Annotated in this window: 22 protein-coding genes; 8 read left to right on the top strand and 14 right to left on the bottom strand. The window is 68.8% G+C overall.

The window, feature by feature from the left end:
* Positions 1 to 77: 77 nt before the first annotated feature.
* The 4 genes from H9658_RS00200 to grxD form a co-directional block, all read right to left on the bottom strand.
* Positions 78 to 2459, bottom strand: coding sequence for a TonB-dependent receptor (locus H9658_RS00200; RefSeq protein WP_191823951.1), 2382 nt, complete (start codon positions 2457 to 2459; stop codon positions 78 to 80).
* A 308-nt stretch (positions 2460 to 2767) separates the two neighbouring features.
* Positions 2768 to 3367 carry a MarC family protein gene (locus tag H9658_RS00195; protein WP_179565433.1) on the bottom strand — a complete coding sequence of 200 codons (600 nt, stop codon included), beginning with the start codon at positions 3365 to 3367 and terminating at the stop codon, positions 2768 to 2770.
* Positions 3364 to 4089, bottom strand: a complete 726-nt coding sequence (locus H9658_RS00190; protein ID WP_191823950.1) for an SDR family NAD(P)-dependent oxidoreductase — start codon at positions 4087 to 4089, stop codon at positions 3364 to 3366. The genes H9658_RS00195 and H9658_RS00190 overlap by 4 nt, the downstream gene beginning before the upstream one ends.
* Before the next feature lie 11 nt (positions 4090 to 4100).
* Positions 4101 to 4421: a Grx4 family monothiol glutaredoxin gene (gene grxD / locus H9658_RS00185; protein ID WP_179565437.1), complete on the bottom strand. Its 321-nt coding sequence runs from the start codon at positions 4419 to 4421 to the stop codon at positions 4101 to 4103.
* A gap of 127 nt (positions 4422 to 4548) precedes the next feature.
* Between grxD and H9658_RS00180 the strand changes: the two genes are divergently transcribed.
* A complete protein-coding gene (locus H9658_RS00180; protein WP_191823949.1) occupies positions 4549 to 5127 on the top strand; it encodes a superoxide dismutase in 579 nt (192 codons plus the stop codon).
* A 154-nt stretch (positions 5128 to 5281) separates the two neighbouring features.
* Here H9658_RS00180 and H9658_RS00175 read toward each other — a convergent pair whose 3' ends face one another.
* Complete coding sequence (locus H9658_RS00175) at positions 5282 to 6433, bottom strand: 5-(carboxyamino)imidazole ribonucleotide synthase (protein ID WP_191823948.1); 1152 nt, start codon at positions 6431 to 6433, stop codon at positions 5282 to 5284.
* Entirely contained in the window at positions 6430 to 6933 is a 504-nt protein-coding gene (gene purE, locus H9658_RS00170) for a 5-(carboxyamino)imidazole ribonucleotide mutase (protein ID WP_179565443.1), read from the bottom strand. Before purE ends, H9658_RS00175 begins: the two co-directional genes overlap by 4 nt.
* 58 nt (positions 6934 to 6991) lie before the next feature.
* On the opposite strand from purE, the gene H9658_RS00165 reads away from it, so the two are divergent.
* The 4 genes from H9658_RS00165 (at position 6992) to H9658_RS00150 (ending at position 9966) form a co-directional block, all read left to right on the top strand.
* A complete protein-coding gene (locus H9658_RS00165; RefSeq protein ID WP_039005221.1) occupies positions 6992 to 7261 on the top strand; it encodes a Trm112 family protein in 270 nt (89 codons plus the stop codon).
* Positions 7258 to 8136, top strand: coding sequence for a carboxylating nicotinate-nucleotide diphosphorylase (nadC, locus tag H9658_RS00160; RefSeq protein WP_191823947.1), 879 nt, complete (start codon positions 7258 to 7260; stop codon positions 8134 to 8136). Before H9658_RS00165 ends, nadC begins: the two co-directional genes overlap by 4 nt.
* Before the next feature lie 65 nt (positions 8137 to 8201).
* Positions 8202 to 9299: a DUF2272 domain-containing protein gene (locus H9658_RS00155; protein WP_191823946.1), complete on the top strand. Its 1098-nt coding sequence runs from the start codon at positions 8202 to 8204 to the stop codon at positions 9297 to 9299.
* 322 nt (positions 9300 to 9621) lie between these two features.
* Entirely contained in the window at positions 9622 to 9966 is a 345-nt protein-coding gene (locus H9658_RS00150) for a DUF3301 domain-containing protein (RefSeq protein WP_191823945.1), read from the top strand.
* A gap of 253 nt (positions 9967 to 10219) precedes the next feature.
* Here the strand turns inward: H9658_RS00150 and H9658_RS00145 are convergent, their stop codons facing one another.
* The 8 genes from H9658_RS00145 to H9658_RS00110 all read right to left on the bottom strand — a co-directional run bounded on the left by H9658_RS00145 (position 10220) and on the right by H9658_RS00110 (position 16494).
* The gene (locus H9658_RS00145; protein WP_191823944.1) at positions 10220 to 10654 is read right to left on the bottom strand and encodes a ClpXP protease specificity-enhancing factor; all 435 of its coding nucleotides are present in this window, start codon (positions 10652 to 10654) and stop codon (positions 10220 to 10222) included.
* A 79-nt stretch (positions 10655 to 10733) separates the two neighbouring features.
* Positions 10734 to 11369 (bottom strand): glutathione S-transferase N-terminal domain-containing protein, encoded by a 636-nt coding sequence (locus H9658_RS00140; protein WP_009598113.1) that lies wholly within the window; start codon positions 11367 to 11369, stop codon positions 10734 to 10736.
* Between the two features lie 170 nt (positions 11370 to 11539).
* Positions 11540 to 12271: a cytochrome c1 gene (locus tag H9658_RS00135; protein ID WP_369916650.1), complete on the bottom strand. Its 732-nt coding sequence runs from the start codon at positions 12269 to 12271 to the stop codon at positions 11540 to 11542.
* An 11-nt stretch (positions 12272 to 12282) separates the two neighbouring features.
* Entirely contained in the window at positions 12283 to 12435 is a 153-nt protein-coding gene (locus H9658_RS00130) for a hypothetical protein (RefSeq protein ID WP_191823943.1), read from the bottom strand.
* Entirely contained in the window at positions 12428 to 13690 is a 1263-nt protein-coding gene (locus tag H9658_RS00125; protein WP_179565454.1) for a cytochrome b, read from the bottom strand. The genes H9658_RS00130 and H9658_RS00125 overlap by 8 nt, the downstream gene beginning before the upstream one ends.
* A 3-nt stretch (positions 13691 to 13693) precedes the next feature.
* Positions 13694 to 14317, bottom strand: coding sequence for a ubiquinol-cytochrome c reductase iron-sulfur subunit (gene petA / locus H9658_RS00120; RefSeq protein ID WP_003478708.1), 624 nt, complete (start codon positions 14315 to 14317; stop codon positions 13694 to 13696).
* Between the two features lie 138 nt (positions 14318 to 14455).
* On the bottom strand, positions 14456 to 15412 hold the full coding sequence (locus tag H9658_RS00115; protein ID WP_191823942.1) for a lytic transglycosylase domain-containing protein: 957 nt from the start codon (positions 15410 to 15412) through the stop codon (positions 14456 to 14458).
* Positions 15413 to 15528: 116 nt separating this feature from the next.
* Positions 15529 to 16494, bottom strand: a complete 966-nt coding sequence (locus tag H9658_RS00110; RefSeq protein WP_191823941.1) for a helix-turn-helix transcriptional regulator — start codon at positions 16492 to 16494, stop codon at positions 15529 to 15531.
* A gap of 75 nt (positions 16495 to 16569) precedes the next feature.
* Here H9658_RS00110 and H9658_RS00105 point away from each other — a divergent pair, with 75 nt between their 5' ends.
* From H9658_RS00105 to miaB, 3 genes are all read left to right on the top strand, one after another.
* Positions 16570 to 17190 carry a glutathione S-transferase family protein gene (locus H9658_RS00105; protein WP_179565457.1) on the top strand — a complete coding sequence of 207 codons (621 nt, stop codon included), beginning with the start codon at positions 16570 to 16572 and terminating at the stop codon, positions 17188 to 17190.
* Positions 17191 to 17288: 98 nt separating this feature from the next.
* On the top strand, positions 17289 to 18359 hold the full coding sequence (locus H9658_RS00100) for a DUF4344 domain-containing metallopeptidase (protein ID WP_179565459.1): 1071 nt from the start codon (positions 17289 to 17291) through the stop codon (positions 18357 to 18359).
* 193 nt (positions 18360 to 18552) lie between these two features.
* A complete protein-coding gene (gene miaB, locus H9658_RS00095; RefSeq protein WP_191823940.1) occupies positions 18553 to 20007 on the top strand; it encodes a tRNA (N6-isopentenyl adenosine(37)-C2)-methylthiotransferase MiaB in 1455 nt (484 codons plus the stop codon).
* Positions 20008 to 20047: the final 40 nt, after the last annotated feature.

The raw sequence follows: 20047 nt of genomic DNA, 5'->3' as shown, positions 1-20047 counted from the left end.
CCCCCCCGGCGGGGGCTAGGCCCCGGCCGTCTGCATCGCTTCCGTTGTCCAGCCCCGAGGCGGGGCCTGGCCTTGCCTCAGAACGAGCCGCCGAAGGTCACCGCGAACGCGCGCGGCTCCAGCACCGAGTAATACGGGGTGCCGGTGGACACCACGTCCGGGTACTCGCTGGCGCCGGAGGCCGCCAGCACCTGCGTGGTGCTGGCCCAGGTGACGGCCTGCTTGTCGGTCAGGTTGTACAGATTGAGCTTGATCGACGGCTTCTTCAGCCAGCCCCAGTCGGCGAACGCGTAACCGGCATCGGCACCGAAGGTGGTGTAGCCCCCTACCCGTTCGGTATTCATATAGTCGCCGTAACGCGAGCCGGAGTAACGGCCCTTCAGCGCGACCCAGAAATCGCCGATGCTGTAGCTCAGACGCAGATTGGCCAGGTTCTTCGGCGTATTGGCCAACTGCTTGCCGCCGACCGCATAGTCGTAGGTGCCCTTGGAGGTCCCCACCGCCAGGGTGTCGCTCAGGATCTTGGCCTGGGTGTAGGTGTAGGAACCGTACAGCTTGAGATTGTCGGTGATGTTGTAGCTGGCTTCGCTGTTGAAGCCGCGCATGCGCACCTTGCCGATCGAGATGTAGGTGGTCAGCGCCGTGGTCTGGTCGTAGCTGGACATCTGCTTGTTGCTGTAGTTGCTCTGGTACAGCATGGTCGACAGCGAGAAGCGGTCGCCGTAGTAGCGCCAGCCGAGGTCGTTGGTCCAGGCCGATTCCGGTTGCGGGATCTCCTGGGCCGCCGACAGGTTCAACGAAATCGAATTGGTCGCCGGCACGCGGAAGGTCTTGGCCACGCCGTAATAGAACTGGTTACGGCTGTCGGGCGCGTACTTGATGCCGAACGCCGGCAGCAGCTTGCTGTAGCTGTTGTCGAAGTCCACGCCGATCTCCTTGGCGGTATCCGGCCACTGGTAGTTGTGGCCCTTGCGCGTGGCATGGATCCAGGACACGCCGTAGTTGACCGCCCAGTCGTCGGCCGGGGTCCAGTTGTCCTGGATGAAGTACTTCTGCACGTCGGTCACGGTGTAGGTGCGGTAGCTCTGCTGCACCTGGCCGTCGGCGTAGGTCAGGAAGCAATCGTCGCTGTCGGCCCACACGTCGCACGCCTCGCCGGTGCTCTGGTCGGTCTTGACGATGCTGTTGTTCTGGCTCTTGCGCGAACGGTCGTACCACAGGCCGTAGACCAGATTGTGGTCCATGCCGATGTCCTGGAAGAACTTGGCGACCACGCCCGGACGCACCGTACTGGAATAGGAATAGGTGTAGTCGACGTCGCGGCTGCCGCTCACGCCGCTGGAGTAGCCATAGACGTTGCCGCTGCTGGTGGACGGGTATACCGACGCGGCGCTGGAACCGCCGCCCTTGCCCCACCACAGATACGGCACCACCGAAAGACGCAGGCTGTCGCTGAAGGTGAACTCGCCGTCCAGGCTGACCAGCAGGCTCTTGTAGGGGTTGCGCCGCAACTTCCAGTAGGACTGGTCGGCCGAGGTCGTGCCGCCGCCCCAGGTGTCGTTGTAGTCGTACTCGTAATCGCTCGCCAGCTGGGTCTTGCTGGCGGTGTTGTAGGAATAGTTGGACTGGCGGTTGTACTGGAACGAGGCGCTGATCGAGTTGCCCGGGCTGATGTCCCATACGCTCTTGCCGTCGATCTTGTTGACCGACATGTCGCCGTTGCCCTTCCACTTGTCGGCGCTGTTGGTCGAGAACGACACCCACGAGCGCACCGCGCCGGTATCGCCGGTGTTCACGCGCACGAAGGTGCGCCGATAGTCGTTGCTGCCGAAGCTCTGGGTGAAGTCCACGCCGAAGGTGTGGCTCGGGTCGATCGTCGACCAGGCAATCTGGCCGCCGGTGGCGCCCATCTCCGGCTGGTCCACGTTGGGCGTGCCCTGGGTCACGGTGATGTCGTTGTAGTTCTCGGCATCGCCGTATTCGGTGGCGTAGACCGAGTAGCTGCCGCTGTCGGTCACCGGCGCGCCGTTGACGGTGATGCCGATCGCCGAGGAGTCGAAGCCGCGCAGGCTGTAGTTGCCGTTGTTGAGTCCGGTCACGTCGCTGGTGGCGGCGTCCACGCCCGGGATCGCATCGATCATCTGGGTGAAGTTGCTGCCGCCGGACGCCTGCGCGATGGCCTCGCGGGTCACTGTGGAAATCGCCTTGCTGGCGGTCTGCACGGTCATGTTGCCGCCGCCGAGCACGTAGCCGCTCTTGTCGGCATTGACGTTGACCTTGTCCAGTTGCTGCACGCGTTTGGTCTCGTAGGCAGCGGTGGTATTGGAGGTGCTGGAGGCCGTGACGCGCTGCTCGGCACTGTCGGTACCGGCGTCCTGGGCCAGGGCCGGATGCGCCGAAAGCGCGGTCGCCAGCGCCAGGGAAAGAGTGGAAATACGGTGTGCGGAACGGGACTTCATCGGGCAAACGCCTCTGTGGCTAACGTGGGAGCGGCAGAGAGCGGCGGAACGACTGGCATGGACACGGCGCACGCGCGCCCACCGCTTCGGAAGGCGCTACGGTAGGCGGGCTATTTCGCCCGCGTATGCCTCGAGGGTTTACAAAAACTTAAGATGACGCCACGCACCGACACGCGGCGGCACAAAAAAGCGCCGCAAATGTCATCGAATTGCCGCAAACGCCCGGGATGTCGCAGCGTTGGCGCGTAGCGACAGGCACGGCAAGGGCGCGGCGTCGTGCGCGCGCGCAACACGGCGCGCGCGCGCGCTCAGCCGGCGACCGGCAGCTTCAGATAGGCGCTGAGGCCGTCCAGGAACATCTGCACCGAGATCGCCACCAGCAACATGCCCATCAGCCGCTCGACCGCGATCAGCACGCGCATGCCGAGCAGCTTGTACAGCAGCGTGCCGGAGAACAGCAGCGCCGAGGTGCCGATCCAGGCCAGGATCAGCGCCAGGCTCCATTCGCCAAGGCGGGTGGGCTCGTTGCTGCCCATCAGCATCACCGCGGCCATGCCCGAGGGCCCGGCCACCAGCGGAATCGCCAGCGGCACGATGAACGGCTCGCCGTCGGGAATCTCGCCCATCAGCCCTTCCGGGCGCGGGAAGATCATGCGGATGCCGATCAGGAACAGCACGATGCCGCCGGCGATCGCCACCGATTCCTGGCGCAGGTGCATCACTTCCAGCGCGTACTTGCCGCCCCACAGGAATGCCATCAGCACGCCCAGCGCGATCAGCAGCTCGCGCGCCAGCACCACGCGCTGGCGCTTGGCCGGCAGCGGCTTGAGCACGCTGAGGAACACCGGGATGTTGCCCAGCGGGTCGAGGATCAGGAACAGCAGCAGTGCTGCCGACAGAATGGTCATGCCAGGGGATTCCAGATCGCGCCGCGGTGCGCGGCGCCGGCGGACGACAGCAGTTCCACGCAGGCAGCGGCGTAGTGCGCCGGATCGACCGCGTCGAGGTCTTCCTGGTGGGTGTAGGCGCGTGCACGCAGCGCGGTGCGCATCGGTCCGGGTTGCAATCCGGCCACGCGCACCGTCGAGGCGGCCAGTTCGCCGTGCAGTGTCGCCAGCAGGCCGCGGCGGCCGTGCTGGGCCACGCCGTAGCCGCCCCAGTAGGCCTGGCCGACGCGCGCCGGGTCGTCGAGCGCGAACACGATCGCCGCGTCCGGCGCCTGCTTCAGCAGCGGCAGGCAGGCCTGGGTCAGCCAGCCCGGGGCGGTCAGGTTGACGTGGATGGCGCGCGCGAACTGCGCCGGGTCGGCGTGCTCGAACGGGGTCAGGCCGACGAAATCGGCGGCGCAGTGCAGCACCCCGTCCAGCCGCCCGAGTTCGGCCTGCAGCCGTTCGGCCAGCGTCGCATAGTCTTCCGGCGTGGCGCCGAGCAGGTCCAGCGGATACAGCAGCGGCTGCGCGCCGACGGCGGCGATCGCGTCGTAGACCCGATTCAGGCGCGCCGGCTTGTGCCCGAGCAACACCACCGTGGCGCCGGCCTGGGCGCAGGCCATTGCAGCGGCGCTGCCCAGCCCGCCGGCGGCACCGCACACCAGCACCACGCGCTGCGCCAGCGCGCCCGCGTGCGGCATCGCCTCCGCTGTCACGGCTGGTAGGCCTCGGCCACGATGCGCTGCAACTCGCCGGATTCGAACAGTTCCATGGTGATGTCGCAGCCGCCGATCAGTTCTCCATGGATGAACAGCTGCGGGAACGTCGGCCAGTTCGAATAGCGCGGCAGATTGGCGCGGATCTCCGGTTCGTCGAGCACGTTGACGGTGTGCAGCCGGTCGGCGCCGGCGGCCAACAGGGCCTGCAGCGCGCGACTGGAAAAGCCGCACATCGGGTACTGCGGTGTGCCCTTCATGAACAACACGATGGGGTGGTGTTCGACGTCGGCCTGGATGCGCTCCATCACCTGCATGGGGGATTTCTCCTGCTGGGGCGAAAAAACGGACCTCGGCGGTCGGCTAGACTTTCGCGTAGCCGCATAGTGTAAGCCCTGCGCACGGCAGTACCGAAACGCGCCCCGAAACCGCTCCCGAGGATCCATGGCCATCGAACTCGCTCCCCTGCCGTACGACCGCGCGGCGCTGGCGCCGCACCTGTCCGCCGAGACCGTGGACCAGCACCATGGCCGGCACCAGCGCGCGCTGGTCGAACGCCTCAATGCGCAGATCGCCGGCAGCGAATTCGCGGACCTGCCGTTGCAGGACCTGGTGCGCCGTACCCAGGGCCGCCTGTTCCAGCACGCGGCTGAGGTCTGGAACCACGAGTTCTACTGGCGCGGGCTACGTCCGCGCGGCGGCGGCGAGCCGGGTGGCGAGCTGGCCGAGCGCATCGCCAGGAGCTTCGGCGACGTCGCCCGCTTCAAGGCCGAGTTCGAACGCATGGCGCTGGCCGTGTTCGGCTCGGGCTGGGTCTGGCTGGTGCAGCGCCCGGACGCCACGCTGGCGTTGCTCGCCACGGTCAACGCCGGCTCGCCGCTGACCGGCGAGGACCTCCCGTTGCTGGCCTGCGACCTGTGGGAGCACGCCTACTACATCGATTACCGCGGCGACCGTGCGCGCTATCTGGAAGCGTTCTGGAAGCTGGTGAACTGGGAGTTCGTGGCGGCGAATATGCGGTGAGGCCGGGATTGGGGATTGGGGATGAACGGCCGGCGGCGGCGGTGAAGCGCTCCGGGATTCGACGAATGACGGCTGACGCGTAGTCGCGCGTGGCGCTGGCGCCCTTTCGGGCCACGCCCAGCCGCGGGGCCTGGGCGCGGCACCCTCGGCCCGCTCAACCCTGCGCGCGCAGGGTCTCGATCACCGGCGCGACCTGGTCGCCGCGCTGCAACTGCGCGCCGACCGTCTGCAGCGCCTGCGCCAAGGCGGCCGGCGTGTCCTCGCGCAGCGTGGCGTGGCCGACCTTGCGACCCTCGCGCGCGTCCTTGCCGTAGTCGTGCCAATGCCCGCCGGGCTGCGCCAGCACCGGCACGGCGTCGGGCATCTGCCCGATCCAGTTGAGCATGCAGGCATGGCCGAGCATGCGTGTGGACCCCAGCGGCAGGCCCAGCACCGCGCGCAGGTGGTTCTCGAACTGCGAGGTCTCCGCGCCTTCGATGGTCCAGTGGCCGGAGTTGTGCACCCGCGGCGCCATCTCGTTGGCAAGCAGTTCGCCGTCGCGGCAGAACAGTTCCAGCGCGAACACGCCCACGTACTGCAGGCGCTCGGCCAACGCCTGCGCGTGGGCGATGGCGGCCCGCTCCAGCGCGGCATCGGCCTGCGCCGGGGCCAGGCTGGCCGACAGCACCCCCTGCACATGCCAGTTCTCGGTCAGCGGCCAGGTGCGGAACTCGCCGTCGCGGCCGCGCACCGCGACCACGCTGATCTCGCGCTGGAACGGCACGAAGGCTTCCACGATCAGGCCCACGCTGGCCGCCTGCGCGCCCAGCGCGGCCCACGCCGCATCGGCATCGGCCGCGGACTTGATCCGGAACTGACCCTTGCCGTCGTAGCCCAGGCGCCGGGTCTTGAGAATGCACGGGGTGCCGACCTGCGCCAGCGCCGCGTCCAGTTCGGCGCGGCTGCCGATCGCGGCGAAATCGGGCACCGGGATGCCCAGTTCGCGGAACAGGGTCTTTTCGGCCAGCCGATCCTGCGCCACCGCCAGCGCACGCGGATTCGGGAACACCGGCACCTGCGCGGCCAGCCATTCGGCGCTGGCCGCCGGCACGTTCTCGAAATCGAAGGTAGCCACATCGACCCTGGCCGCGAACGCGGCCAGCGCCGCCTCGTCGCGGTAGTCGCCGACCTGCAGCGGCGCGACCTGCCCGGCGCAGGCGTCGGCCACCGTATCCAGCATCACGAAGCGCAGCCCCAGCGGCGCGCCGGCCACGGCCATCATCCGCGCCAACTGGCCGCCGCCCAGGATTCCGACAGTGGTGCTCATTGGCGCGGGTCGTCCTTGGCCATCACCTCGTCGGTCTGGCGCTGGCGGAAATCGTCCAGCGCGGCGGCGATGTCGGCGTGTTCGGCGGCGAGCATCGCCGCGGCGAACAGCGCGGCATTGGCCGCACCGGCGTTGCCGATCGCGAACGTGGCCACCGGGATGCCGGCCGGCATCTGCACGATCGACAGCAGCGAATCCAGACCGTTCAGCGCCTTGGACTGCACCGGCACGCCGAGCACCGGCACCGCGGTCTTGGCCGCGAGCATGCCCGGCAGGTGCGCCGCGCCGCCGGCGCCGGCCACGATCGCGCGCAGGCCGCGGGTGGAGGCCGCTTCGGCATAGGCGAACAGCACGTCCGGGGTGCGGTGCGCGGACACCACCTTCACTTCATAGGGCACGCCCAGCGCATCGAGTTTCTGCGCCGCATGCTGCATGGTCTCCCAGTCGGAGCGGGAACCCATCACGATGCCGACGAGCGGCGCGGTTTGCTTGGAGGTCATGGCCGTCCCCTGCCTTAAAGACGTATTCTAGCCGTCTTCCACGCAAGACGAAGACCGGATGGATCGCAAACTGCTCGACCTGCTGTGCTCGCCCGACACCCGCCAACCGCTGGCCCTGCTGGATGCGCGCGGGCTGGAGGCGCTGAACCGCGCCATCGCCGCCGGCGGCGTGCAGCGCGCCGACGGCAGCCCGCAGGCGCAAGCGCTGCGCGAGGCGCTGATCACCCGCGACCGCAAGCAGCTGTTCCGGGTCGACGACGGCATCCCGGTGCTGTTGGCCGAAGAAGCGATCGGCACCGCCCAGCTCGCCGACTTCCCCGGCAAATGAGCGGCGCCGCGGCGCCGCTGCAGCCGCCGGCGCAGGCATCGATCGACGCCGACGTGGCACGCGCGCTGGCCGAGGACATCGGCAGCGGCGACGTCACCGCCGCGCTGCTGCCCGACCGCACCGACAGCGCCTACCTGCTGTGCAAGCAGGACGCGGTGATCGCCGGCCGGCCCTGGTTCGACGCCTGCCACCGCGCGCTCGACCCGCAGGTGCGGATCGACTGGCGCATCGCCGAAGGCGAGCGCGTCGCCGCCGGCACGGTGCTGGCGCTGCTGCACGGGCGCAGCCGCGCGCTGGTCAGCGCCGAGCGCGCCTCGCTGAACTTCCTGCAGACCCTGTCTGCGACCGCGACCGCCACCGCCGCCTACGTGGCCGCGGTCGCCGGCACCGGCGCACGCATCCTCGACACGCGCAAGACCCTGCCCGGCCTGCGCCTGGCGCAGAAGTACGCGGTGCGCTGCGGCGGCGGCAGCAACCACCGCTTCGGCCTGTACGACACGGTGATGCTGAAGGAAAACCACATCCACGCCGCCGGCTCGCTGACCGCGGCGGTGCAGGCCGCGCGCGCGCAATGGCCGGACCTGCCGCTGGTGGTCGAGGTGGAGACGCTGGCGCAACTGCGCGAAGCCTTGACGGTGGGCTGCGACCGCATCCTGATCGACGACTTCGATGCGGCGCAGCGCCGCGAAGCGGTGGCGATCGCCGCGGCCGCGCCGTTCCACCGCGCGATCCCGCTGGAGGTGTCCGGCGGCGTCGACCTGGACGGCGTGCGCGCGATCGCCGCCGACGGCGTGGACTGCATCTCCATCGGCGCGCTGACCAAGCACGTGCAGGCGGTGGATCTGTCGCTGAAGCTGGGTCCGCCGCCGCACTGACTTCACGGCCACGGCCGCGCCGCTCTGCGACGCTGCACGCATCCCCCTATTCACCGAGTTCGCCGATGGCCCGCCCCTGGTTCGCGTTGTTGTGTGCCGCCGCCCTGTTTCCCGCCGGCCGCGCGGCCGCCGCGGAGGTGTGCGACCTGCCGCCGCGCTTCGGCCTGACGCCCGCCGCCGTCGCCATCGTGCGCACCGCCTGCAACGAGCATCGCCTGTGGTGGCGGCCGTTCATCGATCGCGACGGCCGGCTCGCCGGCCTGCGCGTGACCGAGGCCGAGCGCAGCTATCTCGCCGATCACGGCATCGAAGCCTGGCAGCGCGTGGCCGCCTATTGGCGCGACAGCGGCACGCTGGGCGCGATGGGCGGCAGCGACGGCGCCGCCAGCTGCCAGCAGCTGGACGGCTCGCGCTACCGGCAAGCGGACTGCCGCGCGTTCATCGTCGACAACCCGTGGTCGGCGGCGTTCGTGTCCTGGGTGATGGTGCGCGCCGGCGTCGACGGCTTCCGCACCTCGGTGCGGCACATCGACTACATCCGCGCCGCCTACCAGGCCGGTGCCGACGGCCTGCCCTACCGTTACGCCGACCCGCAGCAGGACAAGCCCGCGCCGGGCGACCTACTGTGCTTCCTGCGCGGGCGCAAGCAACCGCTGGGCGCGGCCGGGCTGCGCGAGGCACTGGCGCGCGGCGGCGCGCTGCCGTGGGAATCGCATTGCGACATCGTGGTCGCGGCCAACGTCGGCGGCGACCACACGCTGTACCTGATCGGCGGCAACGTGCTCAACGCGGTGACCATGCGCAAGCTGCCGCTGGACCGCGCCGGCCGCCTGCAGTTGGAGGCGCCGCTGGCGCAGGACCAGGCCGGCGACGACGGCGCCGGCCTGGAGTGCACGCCCGGCCGCGAAGAGCTGTGCGACTTCAATCGCCAGGACTGGGCGGCGCTGCTGCGGCTGCAACCGCAGGCGCAGTTGCAGCCGCCGGTGACGCCGGGCGTCGTTCCCGCCGTGGATCCGGCCGCGCCGCCGGCCACCGCGCCGATGGTGCCACCACCGGCATCCGGCACGGCGCCAGCCGCACCGGCCGTACCGACCGCACCGTCCCCCGCAGCGGCGACACCGGGGGCACAACCGTCGGCGACCGAACCGCTGCCGGAACGCTAGCGTTTTATCGAATGCTTGCGGCCTTCAGGATCCGTACCGGCTCGCCTCGATCCATCGGTCGCAGCAGGCTTTGTCGGTGAGGCCTGTCGCGACTGAAGTCGCTCCCACAAGAGGCTTTGAGTCGCACACGAAAACGTCGCGTTCGCAATCGGCGCTCCTTCGAACGAATCCCAGCCACGGCCCCAGCTCCAGCCCAGCCCCGGCTTCGATTCCCGATTCCCGATTCCCGATTCCCGATTCCCGATTCCCGATTCCCGAGTCCCGAGTCCCGAGTCCCCAACCAAGCATTGCCGCTCCACCCCGCGTCTCGCTACAGTGACGCATGCCTAGCCTGATCCTGTTGATGATTGCCGGCGCCGCGGTGTTCGCGTTCTGGAACGCGTCGCGCGCCGCCGCCGAACGCGCCGAGAGCCTCGGCCGCAATGCCTGCAAGGCCGCCGATGTGCAGTGGCTGGACCAGAGCGTGCACGGCACCGGCCTGCGCCTGCGGCGCCTGCCCAGCGGCTGGCTCGGCTTCGAGCGGACCTTCCGCTTCGACTATTCCTACGATGGCATCGATCGCCACAGCGGTCGCCTGGTGCTGCTCGGCGATCAGCTGATCGCCTTCACCGGGCCCTCGGTGGCCACGGTGACGGCGCTGCACGAAGGCCGTGCGCCGCGCGAGTGAGGCGCTGCCTCGTCGTTCGCGAAGTCGTTCCGCAAGGGCTCCCGCAGGACAGACAAGATGTTCTGCACGCATGTCGGTCGCGCCTGAAGGCGCTCCTACAGGGTCTCGATCCAACCTGGCCTTGGCGCGCGTGAACCGTGGCGAATGGTGCACAGCGCCTGGCGATGCGCGCGATCCGCCAGGCATCGATGCCGCCAGCGGATCGGACGATCGCTCCGGCCACATGCGCGCCGGCGCGGGTCCGACGTCGCCGTTACTTCACCACGCGCAGATGCGGGCGCTTGCCGCCGGTGCCGTCGTCGGAACCGCTGGGGCGCGGCGGCGGGGTGTCGTCGCCCGGCGGCTCGGTGGCGCCGTGGATATCGTCCGGCAGCGCCATGCCCTGCCCGGTTTCGCGCGCGTACACCGCCAGCACCGCGGCCATCGGCACCTGCACCGGATAGCTGACGCCGCCGAAGCGCGCAGTGAAGCTGACCCCGTCGTTGTCGATCTGCAACCGCACCACCGCGCGTTCGGCGATGTTGAGCACCACCCGGCCGTCCTTGACCGCGCTCGGCGGCACCTGCACGTTGGGCAGGCCCGCATCCACCAGGATGTGCGGGGTCATGCCGTTGTCGTTGATCCACTCCACCAACGCCCGCAACAGGTACGGGCGATGGCTGGTCATGCGGGAAATATCGTCGGTCATGCGCCAATTCTACGCGTCGGCACGCAATGGCGCCGGCGCAACGCGGGAAAAACCGGATGCGCCACGCGCGGCCGGAACATCAGGCCGGCAGGTCGCGCAGCTTCTTTTCCTGATCCGTCAGGCTGCGGATGAAACCGGGATTGCGGAAGATGCGGTTGCCGTAGTCCTCGATCGCCTTGCCGTCCTTGGGCAGCGGAATGTCCAGCGCCTGCAGGCGCCAGATGATCGGCGCCATCGCGCAATCGGCCAGGCTCATTTCCGGATTGAGGAAGAACTTGCTGGCCTTGAACAGCGGCACCGACGCGGTCAGCAGCTCCTTGAGCCGCTTGCGCCCGGCCTCGGCCTGGGCCTTGTTGCCGAGCTGGATCGCCTGCACTTGCGGCACCCAGTCGTGCTCGATGCGCAGCATGGCCAGGCGCAGGCGCGCGCGCGACAACGGATCGACCGGCATCAGCGGCGGATGCGGATAGCGCTCGTCCAGGTATTCGCTGACCACGGAGGCCGCGTACAGCACCAGCTCGCGCTCCACCAGGGTCGGCACCGAGTGGTAGGGATTGAGATCGATCAGGTCTTCGGGAGGATTCTGCGGATCCACCGCCACGAAATCGTAGGTCACGCCCTTTGCGGCGAGCACCAGACGGACGCGGTGGCACAGCACATCATCCGTGGAAGAAAACAACGTCAAGGTATTTCGCATACGCACACTCGCCGCCATTCAAGGCTCTCCGACGACCGGAATCCGCCGGCCGCATCGATGCCGCCAACACCCTGCTGACGGTCATCACGGCCCCTGAGTGTGCAACCCTCGCTCGCAAAAGCCAATAGGATGAACAGGGGATCGGGTCAGCAACGATGCAGACAACGCGCCGGCACTGCGGCCGACGCTCAATGCACGTCCTTCCAGTATTCCTTCTTCAGCAGATAGGCCAGGAAGGTCAGCAGCGCCAGGAACAGCACCACCCACACGCCCAGGCTCTGCCGCTTCAGCGCGGCCGGTTCGCCGGCGTATTCGAGGAAGTTGCTGATGTCGCGGACCGTCTGGTCGAACTGCGCCGGCGTTTCCCTGCCCGGCGAGGCCAGTTGCAGCCGCTCCACCGGCTTGTCCACGCCGGGCTGCTCGGCCTTGCCGTAGATCGGCTGCTGCAGGCCCTGCAGCTCCCACAGCGGATTGGGCATCGAGGCGTTGGCGAACAGCTTGTTGTTCCAGCCCAACGGGCGCGACTGGTCCAGATAGAACGACTTGAGGTAGGTATAGACCCAGTCGGTGCCGCGCACGCGCGCGATCAGGCTCAGGTCCGGCGGCGCCTTGCCGAACCACTTGGTCGCCGCATCGTGCGGCATCGCCGCCTCGATGTGCTCGCCGACCTTGGCGCCGGTGAAGTTGAGGTTGGCCATCACCTCGTCCTCGCTCAGGCCCAGGTCCTCGGCCATACGCGAGTAGCGCAGGTATTTCAGCGAATGGCAGCCGGAACAGTAGTTCATGAACAGCTTGGCGCCGCGCTGCAGCGAGGCACGGTCGCCGAGATCGTTGCCGGCCTGCTGGGTGGCGCCGCCCTCGGCGGCCAGCGCCGAGGCGGACAACAGCAGCGCGGAGGCGAAGCAGGCCAGAACGGACATCAGGCGCTTGCTCATAGGGATCCCTCCGCCATCGCACCGAACAGGGAGCCGAGCGCCTGCCGGCCCCAGAACACGATCTGCCCCAACGGCAGCAGGTAGCTCATGGCGGACAACAACGCGACGCTCGCGGAGCAGGCCAGGACGGCAATCACGGGCTTAGTCATGGGTGGTCACCCGCTCCGGCACCGGCTTGGTCCGGTCCAACGTGGTCCAGACCGGCATGGTCAGGAAGAATCCGAAGTACAGCACGGTCAGCACGCGCCCGATGATGGTCTCGCTGGCATCGGTACCGGGACCGGAACCGATCACCCCCAGCCAGACGAAGCACACCGCCAGCACCCCCAGCATCACCCTGGAGATCCAGCCGCGGTAGCGGATCGACTTGACCTTGGCGCGGTCCAGCCACGGCACCAGGAACAGGATCGCGATCGCCGAGAACATCACCAGCACGCCGCCCAGCTTGTTCGGCACCACCCGCAACATCGCGTAGTACGGCGTGTAGTACCACACCGGCTTGATGTGCTCGGGCGTGACCAGGCGATTGGCCTCGGTGAAGTTGTCGTGCTCCAGGAACAGGCCGCCGAACGCGGGCACGAAGAAGATGATGAAGGCGCCGATCAGCAGCAGGAAGCCGACCCCGACCAGGTCCTTGACCGTGTAGTACGGGTGGAACGGAATGCCGTCGGCCGGCTTGTTCGGATCCCAGCGGTTGCCCTTCGGCCCCTTCTTGATCTCCACGCCGTCGGGGTTGTTGGAACCGACCTCGTGCAGCGCGCCCAGGTGCAGCACCACCAGCAACAGCAGTACCAGCGGCAGCGCGATCACGTGCAGCGCGAAGAAGCGGTTGAGGGTGGCGTCGGACGGCAGGTAGTCGCCCATGATCCACTCGGTCAGGCCGTTGCCGATCACCGGGATCGCGCCGAACAGCGAGATGATTACCTTGGCGCCCCAGAACGACATCTGCCCCCACGGCAGCACGTAGCCCATGAAGGCCTCGGCCATCAGCACCAGGTAGATCAGCATGCCGAGGATCCACACCAGCTCGCGCGGCTTCTTGTAGCTGCCGTAGAGCAGCCCGCGGAACATGTGCAGGTACACCACGATGAAGAACAGCGAGGCGCCGGTGGAGTGCATGTAGCGGATCAGCCAGCCCCACTCCACGTCGCGCATGATGTACTCGACCGAGTTGAACGCCTCGGCCGCGCTGGTCTTGTAGTGCATCGTCAGGAAGATGCCGGTGACGATCTGGTTGACCAGCACCACCATCGCCAGCGAACCGAAGTAGTACCAGAGGTTGAAGTTCTTCGGCGCGTAGTACTCGCTGACGTGCTTGCGGTAGAACGGCATCAGCCCCGGCGCGCGCTCGTTGACCCAGTCGAACACGTTGCCCGCGGTGCGGGTAAGGAGATTGTCGGCCATGGCTTACGCTGCCCCCTTCGCGGACGAACTGGGATCGACGCCGATGATCAGCGTGTTGTCGTCCTGATAGTGATGCGGGGGCACCAGCAGGTTGATCGGCGCAGGCACGCCCTGGAACACGCGGCCGGCCATGTCGAAGCGCGACTTGTGGCAGGGGCAGAAATAGCCGCCCTTCCATTCCGGATCGTAGGGTTCGGGGCGGATCTCGGCGACCATCTCCGGCGAGCAGCCCAGGTGCGTGCACAGCCCGACCAGCACCGAGATGTCGGGCTTGATCGAACGGCCCTCGCCCTTGATGTAGGCCGGCTGCTGGTCGGTGACCTCGGACTTGGGGTCCTTGAGCCGCCCATCCAGCGTCGGCAACGCATCCAGGATCGCCTTGGAACGCTTGACGATCCAGATCGGCTGACCGCGCCACTCCAGGATCAGGCGCTGGCCTTCCTGCAACGCGCTGATGTCGGCGGTGACCGGCGCACCGGCCAGTTTGGCCTTGGCGCTGGGGTTCCAGGACTTGATGAAAGGAACCGCGACGAAACCCGCACCCACCGCGCCCACCACCGCCGTGGTGGCGGTGAGAAAGCGGCGGCGTCCTGCATTAACAGAATCGTTGACCCCATCGTTGGCCATCCGGCACTCCGATTTTTTGATTGGGTAGCATTAGGCTGCCAGCGGTTCGGTGGGGGTCGAACCGCATAAAATCCACTGCAGTGTAGCGGAACCCTTAACGCGCAGACAATGCATCGTCGCGACGGCAACGAGAATGCCTCAATGCGCCGTCGCCAGCACGCCGCGGTAGCGGTCGGCGAGCACGCCGACGCGCTGCACGTAGCGCTGGGTCTCGCTGTACGGCGGCACCCCGCCGTGTTTGTCTACCGCGCCTTCGCCGGCGTTGTAGCCGGCGGCGGCCAGGGTCAGGTTGCCGTTGAAGCGCTTCAGCAGCCAGGCCAGGTACTGCACGCCGCCGCGGATGTTCTGCGATGCATCGAACGAATCGCTGACCCCGAAGCGGCGCGCGGTCGGCGGCATCAGCTGCATCAGGCCCTGCGCGCCGGCACGGCTCAGCGCCATCGGGTTGTAGGCCGACTCGGCATGGATGATCGCGCGCACCACCGCCTCGTCGACCCCGTACTCGCGCGCGGCGGCGGCGATCTCGCTCTGGTAGGCGGTGGTGTTCAGCCGCACCGCACCGAAGTTCAGGCCGGGGTTGGCGCAGGCGTAGCAGGTCTCGATGAAGCTGTAGCGGATGGTGCGCACCGCGCCGAGGCTGGCGACCTGGGTCGGCCGTGCGCTGGTGTAGTGGCGCACGCCGTCCTTCATATAGGAATAGACCTGGCCGCTGACCACCCGCCGCGGCGCGGCACCGGTCATGGCAGGCACGGGGGCCACACTCTTCGGCGCCACGCTGGCGGCGACCGGCGTCGGCGCCGCGGCCGGCGTGCTGATGATGGTGGCCGGCGCGCCGGACTGCGGCTCGGCCAGGGTGACGACACCGCGATTGGACGCACGCTCGGTGGAGACTGCGGCAACCGCGGGCGCAGCACGTGCGGCGCGGCGGTCGGGCACATAGCTGCCGACCACGCTGCAACTGGCGCCGGCCACGCGCTTGCTGACGTAACTGGGTACGCCGTCGCCACCGATGCATTTGTATAGGGTGCCCGCGCTGGCCGGCATTGCCGACAGCGTTGCGATTGCCAGCCCCAGAAGCCCCACCATCCCCTTCATGGCGGCGAGTGTCCCAACTTCGCCGGCGCTTGCCAAGTGCGCGGCGACGGCAGCGGGACCGGCCGCCCGTTTCCATGCGAGCCGCGCGGCGCGCCCGGCCGGCTCGATCGGCCCGCTCACTCGGCCGCGCCCGGCAACTGCGCCAGCAGCTCGCCCAGCATGGCACGCAGCCCGGCGGTCACCACCGCGTCGGCCTGCAGTGACACGAAGGGCACGCCCAGGGTCAGCAACTGCGCCGCCAGCCACGGCAATCCGTCGGCCAGCATCGACAGCCGGCAATAGCCGTCCTGCTCGGCCTCCAGGGTTCCGCACCAGGACGGAATGCGCGGCCCCAGGTCGCCCATGCTGCCGCGCAGGCGCACGCTCAGCCCGAACTGCAGCGGCAGCGGGCTGTGCCGGATCGCGTCGCGCACCATCGCCGCCGGATCGCGCGGCGGCAGGCGCAGCGCGATCGTCTCGCCCGGCTGCAGCGGCGGCACGATGCGTTCGGCGCGGAACGTCCGCCAGTCGGCACGCTCGCGGTCCCAGCCCAGCAGGTACCAGCGGCGCCCGTAGTTGACCAGGCGCAGCGGCTCGATCAGGCGCTGGCTGCGGCGCCCGGCATGGTCGCAGTAGCCGAAGCCGAGCAGGCGCCGATCGCGGCAGGCGCTGGCGATGCCGGTCAGCACCTGGGTGTCCGCCGCCGGCTCCTCACCCAGCGACAGGGTGACCGCCTGCAATGCCCCGGCGCGCTGCCGTACCCGCGCCGGCAGCAGCGGGTCGAGCTTGGCCAGCACCCGCAGCGCGGTGTCCTCCAGGCCGCCCATGCTGGCGGCGGCCGCGCGCAGTGCCACCGCGACCGTCACCGCCTCGTCGTCCTCGAACAGCAGCGGCAGCATCTGCGCACCGGCCGCCAGCCGGTAGCCGCCGCCGACGCCGGACGAGGCCTGCACCGCATAGCCCAGGGCGCGCAGGCGCTCGATGTCGCGGCGCAGGCTGCGCCGGTCCACGCCCAGGCGCTCGGCCAGCTCCGCGCCGGCCCAGACCCGGCGGGTCTGCAGCAGGCCGATCAGGCGCAAGGTGCGGGAGGCAGGGGAAGCCATGGCGCACGGTATTGCGGACAGAATCCGTCCGCAATAGCGCCTAGCATGGCCGCTCGATCACCGAGGAGAGCCGCCATGCCCATCGCCGACCGCCATGTGACCCTGTACCACAACCCCAAATCCCGCTCCAAAGGCGTGCTGATCCTGCTCGAGGAACTGGGTGCCGACTACACGCTGGACCGCATCGACTTCGCCAGCGGCGCGCAGCTGGAACCGGCGTACCTGGCGATCAACCCGATGGGCAAGGTGCCGGCGATCGACCACGCCGGCGCGGTGGTCACCGAACAGGTGGCGATCTACCAATACCTGGCCGATCTGTACCCCGAAGCCGGGCTGGCGCCGGCGATGGGCGATCCGCGCCGCGGCCCCTACCTGCGCTGGCTGGCGTTCTACGGCTCGGCGTTCGAGCCGGCGGTGATCGACCGCGCGCTCAAGCGCGAGGCGCCGCCGCGGGCGATCTCGCCGTATGCCGACTGCGACACGGTGATGGGCGTGGTCGACGACCAGCTGGCGCGCGGCGACTACCTGCTCGGCGACCGCTGCACCGCGGCCGACGTGCTGTGGGGCAGCGCGCTGGGCTGGATGATCGGCTTCGGCCTGGTCGATCCGCCGGCGCCGACCCGCGCCTATGTCGAACGCATGGCGGCGCGGCCGGCGGTGCAGCGCGCGCAGGCGATCGATGCCGGAAGCGCCTGACGCAGCGGCATCTTCCCAGCGGGCAATCGGCACCGTACCATCTCGCCGCAGCTCAGCCGGGAAGCGCCGGCCGCCATCGTCACCAAGGAAGGAAACGCATGCAAAAGACTCTCATCGCGATCTTGATCGTGGCGCTGTGCGCCGTAGGCGGCGGTTGGGCCTACACCGCATGGAAGGGGCAACAGACCGCCGCCGTCGTGCCCGCGACGCTGCCCCCGCCGGCCAAGCCCGCGGCCAAGGGCGCCTCCGCCGATGCGGTCGCCGATGCCGCCGCAGGCAATGCGGTCGATGCGCAGCAGGGTCCGCAGCCGGAGGCGGCCAAGGACGCGACGACCGAGGAACCGAAGGCCGAGGGCGTCAAGTTCACCTACGAATACGTGCCGCCGCGCGATCCGGCGCTGCAGGAAGCGTACGACTTCTCGGTCAAGATCGACATCCTGCATCGCCTGCCCGAGGTCAACGCGATGGACGGGCTGCTGATGCTGCCCGGCCCGCTGCACCTGATCACCGCCGAGTGCAAGCAAACCAACGCCTTCTATTCGCCGACCAAGCACGAGCTGGTGCTGTGCTACGAAATGGTGGAGATGCTGATCAAGATCGGCGCCAGCCTGGGCGAGCAGAACCAGGACGACAGCTTCAGCGCGCGCTTCCTGTTGGCGAACACCCGCTTCATCATGCTGCACGAATTCGGCCATGCGCTGATCGACATGCTGAGCCTGCCCAGCACCGGCCGCGAAGAGGATTCGGCCGACCAGCTCGCTTCTTCGCTGATGCTGATGTTCATGGCCCCCAACGAGTCGCCCGGCGACCTGGCCGAGAACCTGCGGCTGGCCGGCCTGTTCTTCGTGCTCAACACCAAGGAGCAGTATGGCGCGGCCGACTTCGCCGACGAGCACTCGCTCGGCCAGCAGCGCTTCTACAACCTGATGTGCATGCTGTACGGACGCGACCCGGGCAAGTACCTGCGCCTGGTGACCAGCGGCATGCTGCCCGAGGATCGCGCCCAGCGCTGCCCCACCGAGAGCAGCCGCATCACCACCGCCTGGGCCAAGCTGCTGCTGCCGCACATCGCGCCCAAGTACCAGATGAGCGGCGAAGAAGCGCAGAAGCGCTACGAAGAGGCGAAGCGCAAGCAGGAAGAGAACGCCGAGTCGCCTTACGTGCGCTGAGGCGCCTTCCGCGGCAGCGCACCGCTCGCGGTGCCGGCGCGGCGCGGGGACGGCGGTGGGCCGTCCCGCCGCGAAACGCCTTGCGCGGCGCCGGTTCGCTGCCGCCCGCCGCGGCAGTGCCGGTTCCCGATACAATGATCGGCTGATCGCAGCCATCGCCGGCCGCGCCCGCAACCCGTCTGGAGTAAGCGCCATGCCCGGGACGCCAGCCCCCGTTTCGCCGATCGCGGCTCCCGCCGCGAGCACCCCTGCCCTGTTGCCGCTGCCTGCCGCCCGGCCCGCGGCGCCTGCGGTGGTACGCGGCAAGCTGTACATCAAGACCCACGGTTGCCAGATGAACGAGTACGACTCGGCCAAGATGGCCGACGTGCTCGCCGCCGCCGAGGGCCTGGAACTGACCGACAACCCCGAAGAAGCCGACGTGGTGTTGGTCAACACCTGCTCAATCCGCGAGAAGGCCCAGGAGAAGGTGTTCAGCCAGCTCGGCCGCTGGAAGGCGCTGAAGGCCGGCGGCAAGCCGGTGATCATCGGCGTCGGCGGCTGCGTGGCGTCGCAGGAGGGCGAGGCGATCGTCAAGCGCGCGCCGTACGTGGACCTGGTGTTCGGCCCGCAGACCCTGCACCGGCTGCCGGAGCTGATCCGCGCACGGCGCGAGTCGGGCAAGTCGCAGGTGGACATCAGCTTCCCCGAGGTCGAGAAGTTCGACCGCCTGCCGGAACCGCGTGCCGAAGGCCCGTCGGCGTTCGTGTCGATCATGGAAGGCTGCTCCAAGTACTGCTCGTTCTGCGTGGTGCCCTACACCCGCGGCGAGGAGATCAGCCGGCCGTTCGAGGACGTGCTGGTGGAAGTGGCGCAACTGGCCGCGCAGGGCGTGCGCGAGATCAACCTGCTCGGCCAGAACGTCAACGCCTACCGTGGGCCCTACGCCGACGCCGAGGCCGGCGAGGAGCCGCAGTACGCCGACCTGGGCCTGCTGATCCGCAGCATCGCGCAGATCGACGGCATCGGCCGCATCCGCTTCACCACCTCGCATCCGCTGGAGTTCAGCGATTCGCTGGTGGACGCGTATCGCGACGTGCCGCAGCTGGCCAACTACCTGCATCTGCCGGTGCAGGCCGGCAGCGACCGCATCCTCAGCGCGATGAAGCGCGGCTATACCGCGCTGGAATTCAAGCAGAAGATCCGCAAGCTGCGCGCGGTGCGCCCGGACATCTCGATCAGTTCGGACTTCATCGTCGGCTTCCCCGGCGAGACCGACGCCGACTTCGACAAGACCATGAAGCTGATCGAGGACGTGGGTTTCGACCAGAGCTTCTCCTTCATCTACTCGCGCCGCCCGGGCACGCCCGCGGCGGACCTGGAAGACGACACCCCCGACGCGGTCAAGCACGCGCGGCTGGCACGGCTGCAGGCGCACATCAACGCGCACTCGCTGCAACTCTCGCGCGACATGGTCGGCAGCGTGCAGACGGTGCTGGTCGAAGGCCCGTCGAAGAAGAACCCGGCCGAACTCACCGGCAAGACCGAGAACATGCGCTCGGTGAACTTCCCCGGACACCCGCGCCTGGTCGGCCAGTTCGTCGAGGTGGCGATCACCGAGGCGCTGAGCAATTCCTTGCGCGGGCGCCTGCTCGTCGACGCCGACTGAGCGCCGCGCGCGGCGCCAGCGCGCCGCACTGTCCGTGCGG

The organism is Xanthomonas bonasiae (assembly GCF_014836395.1).
Classification (GTDB): Bacteria; Pseudomonadota; Gammaproteobacteria; order Xanthomonadales; family Xanthomonadaceae; genus Xanthomonas_A; species Xanthomonas_A bonasiae.
The sequence above is the reverse complement of the archived record's forward strand: the minus strand, read 5'-3'. Positions and strand labels throughout refer to the sequence as shown.